Source organism: Kitasatospora sp. NPDC006697 (assembly GCF_042869935.1).
Taxonomy (GTDB): Bacteria; Actinomycetota; Actinomycetes; order Streptomycetales; family Streptomycetaceae; genus Kitasatospora.
The window spans coordinates 186,174-204,328 of the sequence record NZ_JBIAGU010000003.1 but is presented as its reverse complement, the minus strand read 5'-3'; the positions used below and the strand labels follow the sequence as shown (position 1 = coordinate 204,328).

At 72.0% G+C, this 18,155-nt stretch carries 16 protein-coding genes and 1 pseudogene; 8 read left to right on the top strand and 9 right to left on the bottom strand.

Translation table 11 applies throughout. The features are described from left to right. The first annotated feature begins 120 nt into the window (after positions 1–120). Entirely contained in the window at positions 121–723 is a 603-nt protein-coding gene (locus ACFYNO_RS06205; protein WP_388006048.1) for a hypothetical protein, read from the top strand. Positions 724–772: 49 nt separating this feature from the next. On the opposite strand, the gene ACFYNO_RS06200 is transcribed toward ACFYNO_RS06205, so the two are convergent. The 6 genes from ACFYNO_RS06200 to ACFYNO_RS06175 all read right to left on the bottom strand — a co-directional run bounded on the left by ACFYNO_RS06200 (position 773) and on the right by ACFYNO_RS06175 (position 7,479). Further along, positions 773–1,717: a LuxR family transcriptional regulator gene (locus ACFYNO_RS06200; protein WP_388006045.1), complete on the bottom strand. Its 945-nt coding sequence runs from the start codon at positions 1,715–1,717 to the stop codon at positions 773–775. Continuing rightward, a complete protein-coding gene (locus ACFYNO_RS06195; RefSeq protein ID WP_388006042.1) occupies positions 1,714–2,691 on the bottom strand; it encodes a winged helix-turn-helix transcriptional regulator in 978 nt (325 codons plus the stop codon). The genes ACFYNO_RS06200 and ACFYNO_RS06195 overlap by 4 nt, the downstream gene beginning before the upstream one ends. After that, positions 2,688–3,845: a LuxR C-terminal-related transcriptional regulator gene (locus ACFYNO_RS06190; protein WP_388006039.1), complete on the bottom strand. Its 1,158-nt coding sequence runs from the start codon at positions 3,843–3,845 to the stop codon at positions 2,688–2,690. Before ACFYNO_RS06190 ends, ACFYNO_RS06195 begins: the two co-directional genes overlap by 4 nt. A gap of 771 nt (positions 3,846–4,616) precedes the next feature. Beyond that, a complete protein-coding gene (locus ACFYNO_RS06185) occupies positions 4,617–4,949 on the bottom strand; it encodes a hypothetical protein (RefSeq protein WP_388006036.1) in 333 nt (110 codons plus the stop codon). Positions 4,950–5,185: 236 nt separating this feature from the next. Then, entirely contained in the window at positions 5,186–6,199 is a 1,014-nt protein-coding gene (locus ACFYNO_RS06180) for a LuxR family transcriptional regulator (RefSeq protein ID WP_388006033.1), read from the bottom strand. 140 nt (positions 6,200–6,339) lie between these two features. Beyond that, positions 6,340–7,479, bottom strand: a complete 1,140-nt coding sequence (locus tag ACFYNO_RS06175; RefSeq protein ID WP_388006030.1) for a TDT family transporter — start codon at positions 7,477–7,479, stop codon at positions 6,340–6,342. Positions 7,480–7,549: 70 nt separating this feature from the next. Here ACFYNO_RS06175 and ACFYNO_RS06170 point away from each other — a divergent pair, with 70 nt between their 5' ends. The 5 genes and pseudogenes from ACFYNO_RS06170 to ACFYNO_RS06150 form a co-directional block, all read left to right on the top strand. Continuing rightward, a complete protein-coding gene (locus ACFYNO_RS06170) occupies positions 7,550–8,479 on the top strand; it encodes a LysR family transcriptional regulator (protein WP_388006027.1) in 930 nt (309 codons plus the stop codon). A 70-nt stretch (positions 8,480–8,549) separates the two neighbouring features. Further along, positions 8,550–11,144, top strand: coding sequence for an ATP-dependent chaperone ClpB (gene clpB / locus ACFYNO_RS06165; protein ID WP_388006584.1), 2,595 nt, complete (start codon positions 8,550–8,552; stop codon positions 11,142–11,144). A 134-nt stretch (positions 11,145–11,278) separates the two neighbouring features. Next, positions 11,279–11,839, top strand: coding sequence for a YbjN domain-containing protein (locus ACFYNO_RS06160; protein ID WP_388006024.1), 561 nt, complete (start codon positions 11,279–11,281; stop codon positions 11,837–11,839). Between the two features lie 92 nt (positions 11,840–11,931). After that, entirely contained in the window at positions 11,932–12,282 is a 351-nt protein-coding gene (locus ACFYNO_RS06155; protein WP_388006605.1) for a cupin domain-containing protein, read from the top strand. Between the two features lie 65 nt (positions 12,283–12,347). Further along, positions 12,348–12,860 (top strand): annotated as a pseudogene (locus ACFYNO_RS06150) (aminotransferase class I/II-fold pyridoxal phosphate-dependent enzyme); the annotation flags it as partial. Between the two features lie 228 nt (positions 12,861–13,088). On the opposite strand, the gene ACFYNO_RS06145 reads toward ACFYNO_RS06150, so the two are convergent. Genes ACFYNO_RS06145 through ACFYNO_RS06135 form a run of 3 tightly spaced genes read right to left on the bottom strand, consistent with a single transcriptional unit; the run spans position 13,089 to position 14,989 of the window. Then, the gene (locus tag ACFYNO_RS06145; RefSeq protein WP_388006021.1) at positions 13,089–13,448 is read right to left on the bottom strand and encodes a hypothetical protein; all 360 of its coding nucleotides are present in this window, start codon (positions 13,446–13,448) and stop codon (positions 13,089–13,091) included. Between the two features lie 12 nt (positions 13,449–13,460). Continuing rightward, positions 13,461–14,675, bottom strand: a complete 1,215-nt coding sequence (locus ACFYNO_RS06140) for a putative T7SS-secreted protein (RefSeq protein ID WP_388006018.1) — start codon at positions 14,673–14,675, stop codon at positions 13,461–13,463. Further along, positions 14,675–14,989: a hypothetical protein gene (locus ACFYNO_RS06135; protein WP_388006015.1), complete on the bottom strand. Its 315-nt coding sequence runs from the start codon at positions 14,987–14,989 to the stop codon at positions 14,675–14,677. Before ACFYNO_RS06135 ends, ACFYNO_RS06140 begins: the two co-directional genes overlap by 1 nt. 457 nt (positions 14,990–15,446) lie before the next feature. On the opposite strand from ACFYNO_RS06135, the gene ACFYNO_RS06130 reads away from it, so the two are divergent. Together ACFYNO_RS06130 and ACFYNO_RS06125 are read left to right on the top strand one after the other, a co-directional pair. Next, on the top strand, positions 15,447–16,607 hold the full coding sequence (locus ACFYNO_RS06130) for a pyridoxal phosphate-dependent aminotransferase (protein ID WP_388006012.1): 1,161 nt from the start codon (positions 15,447–15,449) through the stop codon (positions 16,605–16,607). Between the two features lie 61 nt (positions 16,608–16,668). Continuing rightward, entirely contained in the window at positions 16,669–18,015 is a 1,347-nt protein-coding gene (locus tag ACFYNO_RS06125; protein ID WP_388006009.1) for an MFS transporter, read from the top strand. Positions 18,016–18,155 lie beyond the last annotated feature (140 nt).

The window sequence follows — 18,155 nt, the reverse complement described above, 5'->3', positions numbered from 1 at the left end:
GGTTGGAAGCACGCCGAAACTTCACCGCGGTCCAGCAACCGCTCCCCCGTCTGTGCACAGCTCGACCTGCCGGGCTCACCACACCCAGCAGGACCACCACACGCCCCGGAGTCACTCACCATGACCGAGCCCTACATGCGCCAGCACGCAGCCCAGGCCCCCGAAGGCCGCCGGGCCCGTGTCTTCCTCGCCGCGCCGCTGATGCGGCTGACGGGGCCTGCGGACAGCGTGGTGACCCTCGCCAGCCGGACCCGCCTGACCGCCCTGCGCAGCTCGCTGCTCCGCAGCGGCGCCGCGGTGTTCAGCGCCCACCACAGCGACGCGTGGACGGTGGAGGGCCGGGCTCCCGAGTCCCGGGTGCCGTCCGACTTCCGGGCCCTGCAGACCGCCGACCTGCTCTTCGCCTACGTCGGCTCGCCGCTCTCCGCCGGCGTCTCGCTGGAGCTCGGCTGGGCCTCCGCGCTGCGCAAGCCGATCGTGCTGCTGGTGGACGAGGCGATCACCCACAACCCGCTGATCGCCACCATCGAGCAGGTCGCCCCGGTACTGCCGCTGGTCTTCGACGACACCTGGTCCCCGGAGAGCCTGCGCCACATCGTGGAGACCGCCCTCGACTGGGCCGGCATGGCGCTCTCGCTCCGCGAGGGCTTCTGGACCGCCCCCGGCGAGCAGTTCAGCGCCGTGCCCAGCAACGGCACCTCCTACGGCAGCTTCACGGGCTGACGCCCCCGCAGGACCCCTGACGGTGCGGGCGGTGCGGACGCCGGCACCGTCATGACACCCCGCGCATCAGCCAGCCCAGCTGGAAGAGGGTGTCCGCGTCGTACTCCTCCCGGAGGCGGGCGATCTGCGCGGCGACCGTCCGCTCGCTCAGACCGAGCCGCTTGGCGATGCCCCGATGGGTGAGCCCCTGGGCCAGCAGCTCGCCGAGCTCGGAGGACGGCGGCTCCTCCCAGCGGACCCGCTCCGCCCGGGCCCAGTCGCGGTCGAACTGGTCCACCAGGAAGGCGACCAGCGCCGGGGCGTCGATGAACACCGCGGGCGGCCGCTCGCCGGGCGCCCGGCGCGGGCCGGCGATCACCGCGACCCGGCGGTCGAAGATGAACATGCGGTCGAAGTCCTCGTCCAGCGACCGGACGCGGGTGCCCCTGGTCGCCGCGTACGCCGCGTACTCACTGGTCGTCGGGTCGGCCCGGGCCCCGTGCTGGTAGAGCACCCGGGACACCACGCCCCGCCGGTGCAGATCGCGGGCCGTGGCCTTCGACCGCTCCAGGTCCAGGAGGCGGGCTCCGCCCGGTTGGGCCACCAGCGCCTCCCAGGTGCATTCGCGGACCAACTGCTCCAGGCGCTCCTGGATGAGGTCGCCGTCGTCGACCGACTCGACCACTCCCCCGGAGAGACCGCGGGCTCCCGGCTCGCTCTCGTCATAGGCACGCGTGAGATCGGCGAACCCCGAACGCGCCGCGTCCGCCGCATCGAGCAGCGCCCGCCCCGCGTCCCACAGCTGCTCGCTCACCCGTACGGCCGCGATCCGTGGACTGACCACGTTCCACAGCGGTCCGTACTGCTGGCGGACCACCAACTGGGCGGAGCGGAGCAGGTCGAAGGCCGCCGCCGCTTCGGCCCGGACCTCGTCCTGCCGGAACGGCCGCCCCTTCGCCAGCAGTTCGAGGTAGAGCGCGCTCGCCGCCCCGTCCGGCAGGAACGGCGTGGTCATGACCGCCCCCTCATCAGCCAGCCCAGCTGGAACAGCGTGTCCGCGTCGTACTCCTCCCGGAGACGGGCGATCTGCGCGGCGACCGTCCGCTCGCTCAACCCCAGCCGCTTCGCGATCCCCCGCTGCGTCAGGCCCTGCGCCAGCAGCTCCCCCAGCACCGAGCCCGCCGCCCCGTCCCACCGCACCCGCTCCGCGCGCCCCCAGTCCCGCTCGAACTGGTCCACCGCCAGGCCGATCAGCACCGGGTCCTCGACGAAGCTGGCCATCCGGTTGTCCTGGTAGCCGGAGAGCACCGCGACCGCGCGGTCGATCACCATCAGGCGCAGGAACGGCTCGTCCAGCACCCGGACCCGGCCGCCGAGCGCGGTCACGTGGGCGGCGTAGTCGCTGGTGGCCGGGTCGGTGCGGGCGCCCAGCTGGTAGATGATCCGCAGGTCGATGCCCCGGCCCAGGTACTCGCCGGCGGCGGCCTTGGCCTTCCGCAGGGCGCGGGCCGGGCGGGCGCCGCCGGGGTGCATCACCAGCATCTCGTGCTGGGCGGCCACCGCCAGGTTCTCGATCCGGGCCTGGATCTCCTGGAAGTCCTCGATGGTGCTGATCCCGCCGCCGGCACAGACCGGGGTGGCGGCGGAGGGGGTGCGGGCATAGGCCTCGGCCAGGTCCTCGTAGACCGGGGCGGGGGAGGCGGCGCGCTGCAGCAGGTCGAGGGCGGCGGCGTGGTAGCGGTCGCGCAGCCGGGTGGTGGCGAGCCGCGGGTCGACCAGAGCCAGGCTGCCGTCCAGGACCTCGGTCAGCAGGTCGAGCCGGCGCAGCTCGTCCAGCGGGGGAAGCGCGTCGGCGGGCAGGTCGCGGGGGTGGACCCGGCCGCCGTTCGCGGCGATCGAGCGGTACAGCGCCGTGGCCGCCGCGTCGAGCACCGGCGGGACGGCGACCGTCGCTCCGCCCGCCGGCCGGCCCCCGCCGGAACCGTTCACCGCCCCGGCTCCGCCCGCCCGTCGCCGTTGGCCGCGCGCATCAGCCACCCCAGCTGGAACAGCGTCTCCGCGTCGTACTGCTCGCGCAGCCGGGAGATGTGGCCGGCCACGGTGCGGTCGCTGAGGCCGAGGCGGGCGGCGATCATGCGCTGGGTGAGGCCCTGGGCGAGCAGTCGGCCGACCTGGACGTGCACCGGCTGGGCGGAGCTCTCGGGGGCGGTCGGGCTCCAGAGCGAGGGCTCCGCGCGGGCCCAGTCGCGCTCGAACATGCCGATCAGGAAGGCGACCACGGCCGGGTCCTCGACGAAGGCCGCGCTGGTGTAGTCCCGGCCGGACGGGATCACCACCGTGGTCCGGTCGAAGATCAGCATCCGCTTGAACGACTCGCCGAGCACCCGGCAGCGCACCCCGAACTCGTCGGCGGTCAGCACGAAGGCGACGGTCGGCCCGTCGGCCCGGGCGCTCGGCTCGTAGAGCGAGCGGACCGAGACGCCGCGCTCCACCATCGAGCGCAGGCAGGAGAGCGCGTTCTCCAGCATGTGCTGACCGAGCGCGCCGCCGGGCTGGGCGGAGAGCAGTTCCTCGGCGGTGGTGTCGCGCAGCCGCCGGAGCCGGGCCCAGACCTCCTCGGCGCCGTGCACGTGCTGCACCTCGCCGGAGCGGTCGACCTTGCGCGGGGTCTGGTCGTAGGCCAGGGTCAGGTCCTCCAGCAGGGTCGGCATCTCCTGGGCCTGGACCAGCAGCCGGGTGCCGGCCGAGCGCAGCTCCTCGCTGAGCCGCCCGCCCACCGAGCGGGGGTTGACCACGGTGTAGCAGCCGCCGACCGGATCGAGGCGGAGCAGGCCGAGTTCGAGCAGTTCGGCGATCTCGGGCTGGTCGGCGGGCCGGACCTCGGTGCTGCGCAGCCGGCCACCGGCGCCGAGGATGGCGAGGTACCGGCTGCGGGCGCCCTCGCCGGGCAGCGGGAGCCCTCCCACCAGCCCTTCGCCCGTACCCGCCGCCTCGTCGGCGGAGACCGCCTCGACGGACACCAGGGGGACCGCCGGGAGGACCGGCACGGCCGACGCACCGGGCGCGGCGGAGACCGCCGGCACCGCGGCGGGGGCATCGGGGCCTGCGGGGGGCGGATCGGACGGCGGGGGAGGTACGTTCACGTACGGCCCGCTCCCAGCCGAAACGGACTCACCTTCCGGTAGCTCGGACGTCGCCGGCATGTCGGCCACCCGTTCCCCCCTGCACACGGACCGGAAGCGGTCGAACGACCGCTCGGGGCGCATCATCTCATCAGGGTAGGGGGCCCCACGCGTCGGGTGGCGGCGGGCATGCGAAAGGGGAGGCCCGGCCGCCTGCCCCCCGAGCGGGCGGCCTGGGTCCTCTTCCGTGGAGGGATCCGGCCCGGAGCCGGTGGCTCGGAGCCGACGGCTCCGGGCGGATCCACTTCACTCACGCCAAATCCGAGGTGCTTCCAGCGAGGCGGAGCAGCAACGCCTCGCTGGGACCGGGGTCGATCGCCATCACCACAAATGGCTGACCGTCCGGCGTCCCCCGACACCCCGCACAGATACTTCTGCCCCTGTGCGAGGGCGGCGAACGAGTCACCACCAACGGGTTGCGGTACCCGGGCGGCTTGGCGTACCCACAGCCTCACAAAGCCCGGACCTGGGAACAAGGGCGTTCCTGATGCAGGTTCCCGCAACTGCACAAACGTGCAGAATGCCCTGGGGACGGGTCGTCCACACACCGCTGAGCTGCGGAGATGACAGAACGTTCGGTCTCGTTGAAAAGGCAACACTCTCCGCGGACGACGAAGAACCCCTGGGATCCCGCCGGACCCCAGGGGTTGTCAGTGGCGCTCCGGCGGCAGCGCCGCACGGGCCTCGGCCGCCCCTCGGGCGGGCCTCAGTGGATGGCCTCAGTGGATGGCCTCAGTGGATGGCCACCCGCCCGTCCGCCTCCCGGACCACGCTGTCCAGTTCCTCCGCCGCCTTGACCCGGACGAACGGCGACAGCCTGGTCGCCGCCAGCGCCCGGTGCCCCAGCGAGAAGCGGTCCACCCAGACCTCCGAGCCCAGCTCCACCAGCCGGGCCAGTTCGGGGATCCCGTCCGAGACGGCGGCGAACACGCCCTCCTCGACCAGGTAGAGGATCACCCGGTCGCCGGACTCGGCGAGCGAGACCGCCTCCCGGAGGAACTCGCCGGCCTCCGGCGTGCCCCAGACCACCTGGCTCTCCACCAACACGTGCGAACGTCCGGCCATCGCGCGCTCCTCCCCCGTGGCGTCCCGCGGTGCCGGTCCGGCCCGGCACCCCCGTCCGGCCCGCTCGCTCTCCGGAGTCCCGATCTCCGTGGTCGAACGGTTCCCTGACGGACTATCAGCTTCCGCCAGGGTCCCCCAGGCGTCCGGGCAGGACAACGCTCCGGCCGGTGCATCTTCCCGCAACTGCGTGTTCCCGCAGCGGGACCGGCCGGTCTCGGGGCGCCGTCAGCTCCGGCTCAACCGCGCTCCCCCCGGCCGCGCATCAGCCAGCCCAGCTGGTACAGCGTCTCGGCCTCGTAGTCCTGGCGCAGCCGGGCGATGTGCGCGGCCACGGTGCGCTCGCTCAGCCCGATCCGCCCGGCGATCGCCCGCCGGCTCAGCCCGCCGGCCAGCAGCCGGGCGATCCGGGCCGCGACCGCGCCGGCGTCCGGCGCGGCGTGCGCCGAACCCCAGGCCACCCGCTCGGCCCGCTGCCAGTCCCGCTCGAAGAGCTCCACCAGCAACTCGACGGCGGTCGGGTCGCTGACGAAGGCGGCGCTGCCCATGTCGGCGGAGGCCGGGATGACGGCCACCTGGCGGTCGAAGATCAGCATCCGCTGGAAGTCCTCGTCCAGCACCCGGATCCGGGCGCCGTGCGGCGCGACCGCGGCGGCGTAGGCGACGGTGGCCGGATCGGTGCGGGCCACCGGCTGGTAGACGGTGCGCATCGCGCCGCCGCCGCGCAGGAACGGCACGTCCTGCGCCATCGCCCAGGCCAGGTGGTCGGCGGGGCGGTCACCGCCGGGCTGGGCGGTGAGGATCTCGGTGGTGGTGTCGGCGACGAGCTGGGCGATCCGGTGCCGGATGCTGTCCATGTCGACCACGGTGTCCACGGTGCCGGTGCCCGGCGCCGGGCGGTGCGGGGCGGTGTCGTAGGCGTGCGCCAGCTCGTCCAGCAGGGCGGGCATCTCGTCGGCCCGGCGGAGCAGTTCGGCGGCCCGGCCGCGCAGGGCGCCGGCCGCCCGGCCGAGGAAGGCGCGCGGGCTGACGGCGGAGTAGAAGGTGCCGCCCGGCAGGCCGCGGACCAGGCCGAGGTCGAGCAGCCGGGTGAGCGCGGGGCGGTCCCCCTCCAGCACCTCGGCGGCCTTCACCCAGCCGCCCTCGGCCACCACGGCGAGGTAGAGCCGGCGGGCGTCCTGGTCCAGCCGCAGCTCGGCGGCCAGGCCCCCCGGCCCCCGGCCGTATCCGATCGGCACGGCCGGCTCCGCCATCACTCCACCCCCGACTTGACTGTTCGCCGCCATATTGCCAGCCCGGCCCCCGGATCGCGAGGGGCGGGTGGCCGCACGGACCGGCGCGGAGGATCACACTAAGCGTCAGGTGTCACCGCTCCACCGGCCGGGCCTCTCCGTCACGCCGCCGGCGCCGCCCGCAGCAGCCGTCCCCCCGCCAGCGCGCTCACCGTGCGCACCCCCGCCACCGCCCAGGCCGCCAGCAGCAGCAGGTAGAGCCCCACGGCCAGCCAGCCGAAGCCGGCGAACCCGGTGTGCCGGGCCAGCCCGGCGGTGCCCGTCACGCAGGTGCCGACCGGGAAGGTGAAGGCCCACCAGGTGAGCCCGAACGGCATCCGGTGCCGCACCAGCGCCCGCAGGTTGGCCGCCCCGGCGATCAGCAGCCAGAGCAGCGCGAAGCCGGTCATCGCCACCCCGTAGAGCACCGCCAGGCCGAAGGCCGCGGGCGCCAGCGCGGGGGCGGTGGCCCGGGCCGCGTCCGAGAGGTTGCCGACCGCGGTGGTGGACTGGCCGAGCGGCCCGAGCACCAGGAAGAGCGAGGGGGTGAGCAGCACCGCGGGCAGCTTGCTGTGCACCAGCCCGGCGAAGACCACCGGCAGCACCACCAGGGTGGCCAGCAGGCTGGCGCCGAACAGCCCGTAGCAGGCGTAGAACAGGGCCGGCCGGAGCCCGGCCGGCAGGTGCGGCAGCAACGCGGGGCCGAGTGCCGCCGAGACCATCGGGGCGACCACCGGCAGCAGCCAGGTCGGGTTGGCCCGCAGCGCCGAGAGCCGGTGCCGGGTGACCATCAGGTACGGGATGCCGGCCGCCACCGCGACCGCGTAGAGCGTGCCCGCCGTCCAGAGCACCAGGTCGGCGGCGACCGCCGGACCGGTGCCGATCACGGGTGCGCCGACCGCCAGGGTGCCGAAGCCGACGGCCAGCAGGGCCATCGGCGGGCAGCCGTAGAAGACGGCGGTGGCCGGGTTCTCCAGCAGCTGCTCGCGGGCGGCCGCCCGGTGCCGGGTCAGGTGCACCAGCCGGGCGGCCACCAGCAGCACCAGCACCGCCGCCGAGAGCGCCCACACCCCGCGCGCGAAGTCGAGCTGTCCGGGCACCCGGTGGGGCAGCGCGACGGCCGCGTTGGCGGTGATCGCGGTGCCCATCACCGCCGCGTACCAGTTCGGCCCGAGCTGGCCGAAGTCGAGCGCGGCCAGGGCCCGCCGGTCGGGGCGGGCCGGGCGGGTACCGGGTGCCGGGTGGGCGAGCAGGGTGGTCATGGCTCCACCCTCCGCCGGACCGACCCCGGCCGGTAGCGGCCACCGCCCTATGGGGACATAACCTGGACCTATGGCTCTCTCCCCGCAGGTCCCCGAGCTGGGCGCACTGGAACTGCTGCTCGAGGTGGCCCGGCAGGGCAGCGTCGGCCGGGCGGCCGGCGTGCTCGGGATCAGCCAGCCCGCCGCCAGCGCCCGGATCAAGGGCATGGAGCGGCAGATCGGGGTGGCCCTGCTGGAGCGCTCGCCGCGCGGCTCACGCCCCACCCCGGCCGGCCGGCTGGTGGTGGAGTGGGCCCGCCAGGTGGTGGAGGCGGCACAGGCGCTGGATGCCGGGATCGCCGCGCTGCGCGAGGACCGGGACGCCCGGCTGCGGGTGGTCGCCTCGCTCACCGTGGCCGAGTACCTGATGCCCGGCTGGCTGCTGGCCCTGCACAGCGCGCTGCCCGGTACCGCGGTGACCCTGCGCACCGCCAACTCGCAGGCGGTGGCCCAGCAGGTGCTGGCGGGCGAGGCCGACCTGGGGTTCGTCGAGGGCAGCCGGACCCCGCCGGGCCTGGGCGGAGTGGCGGTGGCGGCGGACCGACTGGTCGTGGTGGTGGCGCCGGACCACCCGTGGGCCCGGCGGCGCTCGCCGGTCGGGGCGGCGGAGCTGGCGGCCACCCCGCTGGTGCTCCGCGAGCCGGGCTCGGGCACCCGGGAGGTGCTGGACCGGGCCCTCGGCGGGCCGGCCGTGCCGCTGCTGGAGCTGGCCTCCACCACCGCGCTGAAGGCGGCGGCGCTGGCCGGGGCCGGGCCGGTCTGCCTGAGCGAGCTGGCGGTGGCCGACGAGCTGGCCACCCGGCGGCTGGTCGAGGTGGAGCTGGCCGGGCTGGACCTGCGGCGGCCGCTGCGCGCGGTCTGGCCCGCCGGGCAGCGGCCGGCCGGCCCGGCCCGCGAGCTGCTGGCGCTGACCGGCACGGCGGCCGGCGGGGTCCTGAAGCGCTTGAACCGGAAAACCTGAGCGGGTTAGACTCAACTCCACAAAGCTGAGCCACCTAGACTCAATACTGGAGGAGCACCCCACCGTGGCCATGGACGCGAGCAAGTTCACCACCAAGACGCAGGACGCCCTGTCCGCCGCGATCCGGCAGGCCGGCGGCGCGGGAAACCCGGACGTCAGGCCGGTGCACATCCTGCTCGCCCTGCTGGAGCAGCCCGAGGGCCTGGCCCGGCCGCTGCTGGAGGCGGTCGGCGCGGACCTGCAGCAGCTGATCGGCGCCGCCCGCCAGCAGTTCCGTGCACTGCCCAGCGCCCAGGGCTCCACCGTCGCCGCCCCGCAGCTGGGCCGGGACACCCTGGCCGTGCTGGAGGACGCCGGGCGGCGGGCCGAGAAGCTGGACGACGCCTACGTCTCCACCGAGCACCTGCTGGTCGGCCTGGCCGCCGAGGGCGGCGCGGTCGCCGAGCTGCTGGCCCGCCAGGGCGCCACCCCGACCGCCCTGCTGGAGAAGTTCACCGAGGTCCGGGGCTCCGGCCGGGTCACCTCGCCGGACCCGGAGGGCACCTACAAGGCGCTGGAGAAGTACGGCACCGACCTGACCCAGGCGGCCCGGGACGGCAAGCTCGACCCCGTGATCGGCCGCGACCAGGAGATCCGCCGGGTGGTCCAGGTGCTCTCCCGCCGGACCAAGAACAACCCGGTGCTGATCGGCGAGCCCGGCGTCGGCAAGACCGCCGTGGTCGAGGGCCTGGCCCAGCGGATCGTGGCGGGCGACGTGCCGGAGTCGCTGCGCGGCAAGCGGCTGGTCGCCCTCGACCTGGGCGCCATGGTGGCCGGGGCCAAGTTCCGCGGTGAGTTCGAGGAGCGGCTGAAGGCCGTGCTGAACGACATCAAGCAGAGCGACGGCCAGGTGGTCACCTTCATCGACGAGCTGCACACCATGGTCGGCGCGGGCGCCGGCGGCGACTCCTCGATGGACGCCGGCAACATGCTCAAGCCGATGCTGGCCCGCGGCGAGCTGCGGATGGTCGGCGCCACCACGCTGGACGAGTACCGCGAGCGGATCGAGAAGGACCCGGCACTGGAGCGCCGGTTCCAGCAGGTGCTGGTCGGCGAGCCCACGGTGGAGGACACCATCGCCATCCTGCGCGGCCTCAAGGGCCGCTACGAGGCGCACCACAAGGTGCAGATCGCGGACGCCGCGCTGGTCGCCGCCGCCTCGCTCTCGGACCGCTACATCACCTCCCGGTTCCTGCCGGACAAGGCCATCGACCTGGTGGACGAGGCGGCCTCCCGGCTGCGGATGGAGATCGACTCCTCCCCGGTGGAGATCGACGAGCTGCAGCGCTCGGTGGACCGGCTGCGGATGGAGGAGCTGGCCCTGGAGAAGGAGTCCGACCCGGCCTCGGTGGACCGGCTGGCCCGGCTGCGCCGCGACCTGGCGGACCGTCAGGAGCAGTTGAGCGCGCTGACCGCCCGGTGGGAGCAGGAGAAGAAGAGCCTCAACCGGGTCGGCGAGCTGAAGGAGCGGCTGGACAGCCTGCACAGCACGCTGGACCGGGCCCAGCGGGACGGCGCCTTCGAGCAGGCCTCCAAGCTGATGTACGCCGAGATCCCGGCCGCCGAGCGGGAGTTGGCCGAGGCCCAGGAGCGCGCCCAGGACCAGGAGGCGACCACGTCCATGGTCAAGGAGGAGGTCGGACCGGACGACGTGGCCGATGTGGTGGCCTCCTGGACCGGCATCCCGGCCGGCCGGCTGCTGGAGGGCGAGAGCGCCAAACTGCTGCGGATGGAGGAGGAGTTGGGCCGCCGTCTGATCGGCCAGCCGACGGCCGTGCAGGCGGTCTCCGACGCGGTGCGGCGCACCCGCTCCGGCATCGCCGACCCGGACCGCCCGACCGGCTCCTTCCTCTTCCTCGGCCCGACCGGCGTCGGCAAGACCGAACTCGCCAAGGCGCTGGCCGACTTCCTCTTCGACGACGAGCGCGCCATGGTCCGGATCGACATGAGCGAGTACGGCGAGAAGCACTCGGTCTCCCGGCTGGTCGGCGCCCCGCCCGGGTACGTCGGCTACGAGGAGGGCGGCCAGCTCACCGAGGCGGTCCGCCGCCGCCCGTACAGCGTGGTGCTGCTGGACGAGGTGGAGAAGGCCCACCCGGAGGTCTTCGACGTGCTGCTCCAGGTGCTGGACGACGGGCGCCTGACCGACGGACAGGGGCGCACGGTGGACTTCCGCAACACCATCCTGATCCTCACCTCCAACCTGGGCAGCCAGTACCTGGTGGACCCGACCGTGCCGGATGCGGCCAAGCAGGAGCTGGTGCTGGACACCGTGCGCTCCAGCTTCAAGCCGGAGTTCCTGAACCGGCTCGACGACATCGTGGTCTTCGACCCGCTGGGCACCGAGGAGCTGAGCCGGATCGTCGACCTCCAGGTGGCCAAGCTGGCCGACCGGCTGCGCGAGCGCCGGCTCACCCTGGACGTCACCTCGGCGGCCCGCGACTGGCTCTCGCTGACCGGCTACGACCCGGCCTACGGGGCCCGGCCGCTGCGCCGCCTGGTGCAGTCCGCGATCGGCGACCAGCTGGCCCGGGCGATCCTCTCCGGCACGGTGCGCGACGGGGACACGGTGGTGGTCGAGCGGGACGAGGCAGGCGACCGGCTGACCGTCCGGACGGCCGGCTGAGCCCGCCCGAGCCGCCCTGATCCGGGGCCCGGCGCGCCTGTGCCCAGGGCCCCGGATGAGGCAGGATGGAGACAGTTGGAAGGGCGGCCCCAGAGACCACCAGCCACCCTTGTGCACTGTTGAAGGGACCCCCCGTGAGCATTGACCCGTCGTCCATCCCGTCCTTCGGCGTTCCCCAGCCGCCCGCGGGCGAGGGCGGCCGCCCGGCCGGTCCGCCGCCGATCGTGATGCCGGACGCCAACCTGGTCACCCAGCTGCTCAACCAGATGCAGCTCAAGCACACCACGGACGAAGAGGGCGACCTGGTCGCGCCCTGGGACGGCTTCCGGGTCTACTACATGTTCCGGGGCGAGCAGAAGGAGCTCTTCGCGGTCCGCGCCTTCTACGACCGGGTCTACACCCTGGAGCAGAAGGGCGAGATCCTCGACCTGATCGACGAGTGGAACCGCGAGACCCTGTGGCCCAAGGTCTACACCCACACCCACGAGGACGGCGTCGTCCGGCTGATCGGCGAGTGCCAGATGATCATCGGCACCGGCGTCAACCTGGACTACTTCATCACCACCGCCGCCAACTGGACCCAGGCCTCGGTGGGCTTCGAGCAGTGGATCGTCGAGCGCCTCGGCCTGCAGAAGGACATCGAGGATGCCGAGGGCGAGAACGACACCGACGGCGAGGAGCCGGCCGGCGAGTGACCCCGCCGCTCCACCCCTGAACTCCTGGCCCGGCCCGCCCTCCCAGCGGGCCGGGCCAGGTCTCGTCCCGGAGTCCCGGAGCCCCACCCACCATGCAGCTGTTCACCTTCGACCGAGCCAAGCGGGTGATCAACCGCTTCTCCTCGGTCGGCGCGCACGCCACCCGGGTCGCCACCGGCGGCGAGCCCGGCCCGGTCCACCTCACCTGCCTCACCATCGAGCCCGGCGGCGCCATCGGCACCCACCCCGCCCCCTGCGACCAGCTCTTCCTGGTGATCGCCGGCCAGGGCTGGGTCAGCGGCCCCGACGGCATCCCGCACCCGGTCTCCGCCGGCCACGGCGTGCACTGGTCCCCCGGCGAGCCGCACACCTCCGGCACCGACACCGGCCTCACCGCGCTGGCCCTGGAGGGCCCGGCGCTGAGCGTCTACGAGCCGGGCTGAGCGGTACTTGTCCGCTCCCCTCCGGCACCGGAAGATGGGGCCGACCGACGACCGGCAAGGGAGCCGCATTCTACGGGCTGACCTACGACCCCGACACCGAGGTGCTGGTCACCGCCGGCGCCACCGAGGCCATCGCCGCCTCGCTACTCGCCCTGCTGGAGCCCGGCGACGAGGTGATCGCCTTCGAGCCGTTCTACGACTCCTACGCCGCCTGCATCGCCATGGCCGGCGCCACCCGCGTTCCACTGACGCTGCGTCAGCCCTCGTTCCGGCCCGACCTGGACGAGCTGCGCTCCCTCATCACCCCGCGCACCCGGCTGCTGCTGATCAACACCCCGCACAACCCCACCGGGCTCGTCCTCAACCCCGAGGAACTGCGCGCCATCGCCGAACTCGCCGTCGAGCACGACCTCCTGGTGATCACCGACGAGGTCTACGAGCACCTGGTCTTCACCGGCGCCCACCACCCGCTCGCCGCCCTCCCCGGCATGCGCGAGCGCACCGTGGCCATCTCCTCGGCCGGCAAGACCTTCTCCTTCACCGGCTGGAAGGTCGGCTGGGCCAAACCCTGCTCACCTACCTATTTGCCAGTGAGCTGACAACTCCCGTGTGCCGAGCGCTTCCCGGCCCGGTGCAACCCAAAGACACGTGAGGTCGTGCAGCCCCGCCCGCTGGAGAGGCACACCTATCCCGGCCGGCCAGGCCCATGCCCGGGGCCCATGCCCGGGGCCCGGGGCCCGGGGCCCGGTCTCGATCTTCCGACGGCCCAACTTAAGGAAGGGGCAACGCCATGCGGCCCTGCCGGATCAATCCTTCGGGCTTCTCGCGATGACCTCCTGAATATCAAACATCAGGACCAACTCGTACCTTCCCACCTCTGCAAGCCCATCAAAGATTCGCTCGGCGAGCAACTGCTGCCGCTCCAGGTCCCGATCGAGGTCCCGGATCACCAGTACGGACTGGTACCGTTCGAGCTGAATTCCATGGTCCGCCTCAAAGTCATGACTCAATTCAAGCTCGACTGCCGCGCGATCGACCTTTGCACTCCAGTCCACCAACTCACCGCCCGGCCGCCGGAGAGGGATTCCACAAGCCCCGGAGATGTCACCGACAAGCTGTCCCTCCGAAGTCGACGAGCGAATGAAGATGTAGTGATATGAACTCACCGCTAGACCTCCCTATGGCCATGTAATATCGTAACCGTCACCAATGATGCGAATATTGTCCATGCGCCCTGGATTATTTCGCAGGAACTTCTGCAACCCTTCCCTTGCACTGTTTTCATCGAGACCGCTTCCCCGCGCATCCAAGATCGCATTCGAAGCCTGACCCTTTGCCGAGTTAAGCTGATTTTTTACCGTGTTCGGCGTAGCCCCAGGGTCCATACTCTTGAATTCCGTGGGAACCCCATCAACCTCTGCATCTGCACGGCGTTCGCCATCGACCTCTGATTCTTTGACCGCCCGCACGCTCTTCCCCTCAGACTGAAGGGTATCAGCGATCTGGCGCTCTTTCGGATTGAACGGCTTCTCAGACTCATCGATCGAGCCTGCGCCGTCATTACTCGGCCCCCAGCTCCCGCCACCATTGCCGCCATCGGATCCCATATTCACTCTGTCGGGACCAGCAGCATCGTTCAGGACTGTGTTCATCCCGTCGTAGGCCATTCCGAGGCCGCCCGCGATAGCAGCTGCCGAGACCACCTGCACTGGCACGCCGACAACGGACCCGATGCCGGTCAAATCAAGAGCAAAGCCGCCTACTTCACCACCGGCCCCGAGAACAGCCATCCCCAGGCCCAGACCGGTCTCGGCAAGCGACCCGGGATCATGGAGAATGGCATTGCCCACAGAAGCAAGACTAGTGAGCACGTCCTCCCCCGCACCTTCGGCGAACTGCCCCACGCCGGAGAAGAATCCCCCGATGTCATCCCCCACCTGCGACCAGAATCCAGGCTTAGGAGGTGCCAGGTCACGTGCCTTGCCTATCGCGCCAGCTGCATCCCTGCCCACCGTGGCAAGCTGATTTCGAGCGCTGCTCAGCGCATCGTTGGCCGACTGTTTGTCCCCAGAATTCCATTGCTCGACTGCCGTGGCAGCCTGATCTTGAGCCCAGGTCAGCGTAGCCGCATAGTTGTTCAGTGCATCAGCCGCACTGTGGAACGCGTCTCCTGCCTGCAACCACTTTCCCGGCTGGCCGTGGAATACCGCGCGGAAGGCATCACCGGCTTGCCCGCGCCAGCCGTCTGCAGTGTCGATCCGCTGCAGACCGGCACCTGCCTGATGAAGATGATCACCATATTGCCGCAGCTCCGCTCCGGTCTGGTATATCGATACCGGATCACCCGGAATCAGCACCGCCGGATCACTGCTCTTACCAAGCTCGGCAGTCATCACTTGACTCCAGGATCATTTCCAGCGCCCGTCACCACGCCGTTCGACTGCGTAAGATGCTGCTGCACATCCTGTTCGGCCTTGGTGTATGCATTGGCACTCGCCGTGAGCCGGTCACGTATCTCTTTACCGTCCTTGGCTAGATTAGTCACACCCCGCTGCCACCGGCCGAGGAAATCAGACAGTGTTTTCGCCACATCATGGTTCCCGATTGCCGACTCGTCATGAGAAATATCGCCCACACTCCGCCGGTCCAGCTCAATCAGCGTGGCATTCACGCCGACTGCGGCGTCCCGCAGCGCCTGTAGATCCACTGAGAATCCGTCAGCCATCATCTACCCCAAGCAGGTACATGGTCCCCACCCCTAACGTTCTATGTTCGCACCATCTCGTTCAAGCATAGAGTGCGCCCTTCGCACATGTGTGACAACTGCCAAATCGAGTGGCCCTGGCTCAAGTCATGGGCAGACCGACGGCGACTCAGCTCAGGCCAACTCGCGGAATAGCTGCGAGGGCTGTTGGGACGCCTGCTTCGGTTCACACGCTCAGCCACCCGGGGCATCAAGGATGGACAACCATTGAGAAACGGAACTTGGCGTTTGAATTCCGCCTCGCCCTTGACCTCTTAAGACCACTAGTCTGCTCGTTGTCAGCCACCGCGTTGTGCTGCTCGCGATCTCCCACGTGTGAGTTGAGTCGAGCACCAGAGCTTGTCCAAGGCCCACGGCCATCAGAGGATGGGGCCGACCGACGACCGGCAAGGGAGCCGCAATGAGCACGAGGCCGCTGTTGAACCGCCGGCTGGCGGACATGGGCACGACGATCTTCGCGGAGATGTCCGCCCTCGCCACCGCCACCGGCTCGATCAACCTCGGCCAGGGCTTCCCGGACACCGACGGACCCGCCTCGATCGCCCGGGCGGCCGCCGACGCGGTGCTCAGCGGCCGCGGCAACCAGTACCCGCCCGGCCCCGGCATCCCCGAGCTGCGCACCGCGATCGCCGAGCACCAGCAGCGCTTCTACGGGCTGACCTACGACCCCGACACCGAGGTGCTGGTCACCGCCGGCGCCACCGAGGCCATCGCCGCCTCGCTACTCGCCCTGCTGGAGCCCGGCGACGAGGTGATCGCCTTCGAGCCGTTCTACGACTCCTACGCCGCCTGCATCGCCATGGCCGGCGCCACCCGCGTTCCGCTGACGCTGCGTCAGCCCTCGTTCCGGCCCGACCTGGACGAGCTGCGCTCCCTCATCACCCCGCGCACCCGGCTGCTGCTGATCAACACCCCGCACAACCCCACCGGGCTCGTCCTCAACCCCGAGGAACTGCGCGCCATCGCCGAACTCGCCGTCGAGCACGACCTCCTGGTGATCACCGACGAGGTCTACGAGCACCTGGTCTTCACCGGCGCCCACCACCCGCTCGCCGCCCTCCCCGGCATGCGCGAGCGCACCGTGGCCATCTCCTCGGCCGGCAAGACCTTCTCCTTCACCGGCTGGAAGGTCGGCTGGGTGACCGCCTGTCCCGCGCTGGTCGCCGCCGTCCGCACCGCCAAGCAGTACCTGACCTACGTCTCCGCCGGCCCGTTCCAGTACGCCGTCGCCGAGGCGCTGCGCCTGCCGGACGCCTACTTCGCCGACTTCCGCACCGATCTCGCCCGCCGCCGCGACCTGCTCGCCGCCGGGCTCTCCGACGCGGGCTTCCGGGTCTTCACCCCGGAGGGCACCTACTTCATCACCACCGACATCACCCCGCTCGGCGAGAAGGACGGCGTCGAGTTCTGCCGCACCCTGCCCGAGCGCTGCGGCGTGGTCGCCATCCCCAACGTGGTCTTCTACGACAACACCGAGGCGGGCCGCTCGCTGGTGCGGTTCACCTTCTGCAAGAAGGACGAGGTCCTCCAGGAGGCGGTCGACCGGCTCGGCCGGCTCTGACCGGCGCGCCCCCGCCCATAGTTCGAGAACGCCCTTCCGCTGCCAACTGCCGCACGGCAGGATGCTCCTGATGATCAGTGAGCTCGGTCGGCCGGCCGGGCGGAGGGAACACACGGGGGTCCGCACGATGTCCACACCCATGCCCGGAAAACTGCCGCGGGGCGCCGCGTTCTGGCTGCTCGCCGCGGTGTTCGGGATGCTGATGTTCGCCTCGGCGGCGCCGTCGCCGCTGTACGTGGTCTACCAGCAGCACTGGCACTTCTCGGCGCTGGCGCTCACCGCGGTCTACGCGGCGAACGCGGTGGCGCTGCTGGTGACGCTGCTCTTCGCCGGGTCGCTCTCCGACCACCTGGGGCGGCGGCCGGTGCTGCTCGGCGCGGTGGCCGTGGAGTTGGCCTCGATGGTGGTCTTCGCCGAGGCCCGGTCGCTCGGTTGGCTGTTCGCCGGGCGGATCGTGCAGGGGATCGCCACCGGGGCGGCCACCGGGGCGCTCAGCGCCTCGCTGATCGACCTGCAGCCGGCCGGCTCGCGGCTCGGGGCGCTGATGACCAACGTCGCCGCGGCGGGCGGGATCGCGGTCGGCGCGCTGGCCACCGGCCTGCTGGTGGAGTACGGGCCGGCGCCGACCCGGCTGGTGTTCTGGCTGCTGACCGCGGTCTTCGCGGTGGCGCTGCCGCTGATCGCGCTGATGCCCGAGCCGGTGGTGCCGGACGGCGGGTGGCTCCGGTCGTTGCGGCCCGAGGTGGCGGTGCCGGCTGAGGTTCGGGCGCCGTTCGCCGCGCTGCTGCCGTCGATCGTGGCGACCTGGGCGCTGGGCGGGCTCTACCTGTCGCTGGGCGGCTCGCTGATGCACGCGGTGCTGCACCTGAACAGCCATCTGGCAGGCGCACTGGTGATCGTCTCGCTGCAGGGCACCTCGGCGGTGGTGGCGCTGCTGGCCCGGGACTGGTCGGTGCGCCGGTCGCTGCTGGTCGGGCCGGTGGCGCTGCTGGCCGGGGTGGTGCTGGCGCTGGTGGCACTGCGGGCCGGGTCGGCCTGGCTCTTCTTCGCGGCCAGCGTGCTGGCCGGGGTGGGCTTCGGGCCGTCGTTCTCCGGGGCGCTGCGCACCCTGACCACCCTGGCGCCGGCCGCCCGTCGAGCCGAAGTGGTCACCGCCGTCTACGTGTTGTCCTACCTGGCACTGAGCCTGCCGGCGGTGGCGGCGGGCATCGCGGTCGCGCACATCGGGCTGAGCGCCACCGCGACCTGGTACGGGGTCTCGGTCTGCGTGCTGGAGGCGCTGGCGCTGCTGGCCGGCCTGCGGCGCGGCGAGCCGGCCACCGCGGTGCCGGTGCCGTCGCTGCTGCCGATCCCGGGCCCGGGCACGGCCGCCCCCTGCCCGCGGGTGCTGGCGGCCCAGCACCGCTGAGCCGACCCACCGCGATTCACCGAACGATCCGACCTTTCTCCGCCTCAGCCAATGAACCGGCCATTCCAGCGGATCGTCCGACCAACGCCACTCGACCGCCCCCGGCCCGGCCGCGCGCTCGCACGCCTGCGCGCACCCGG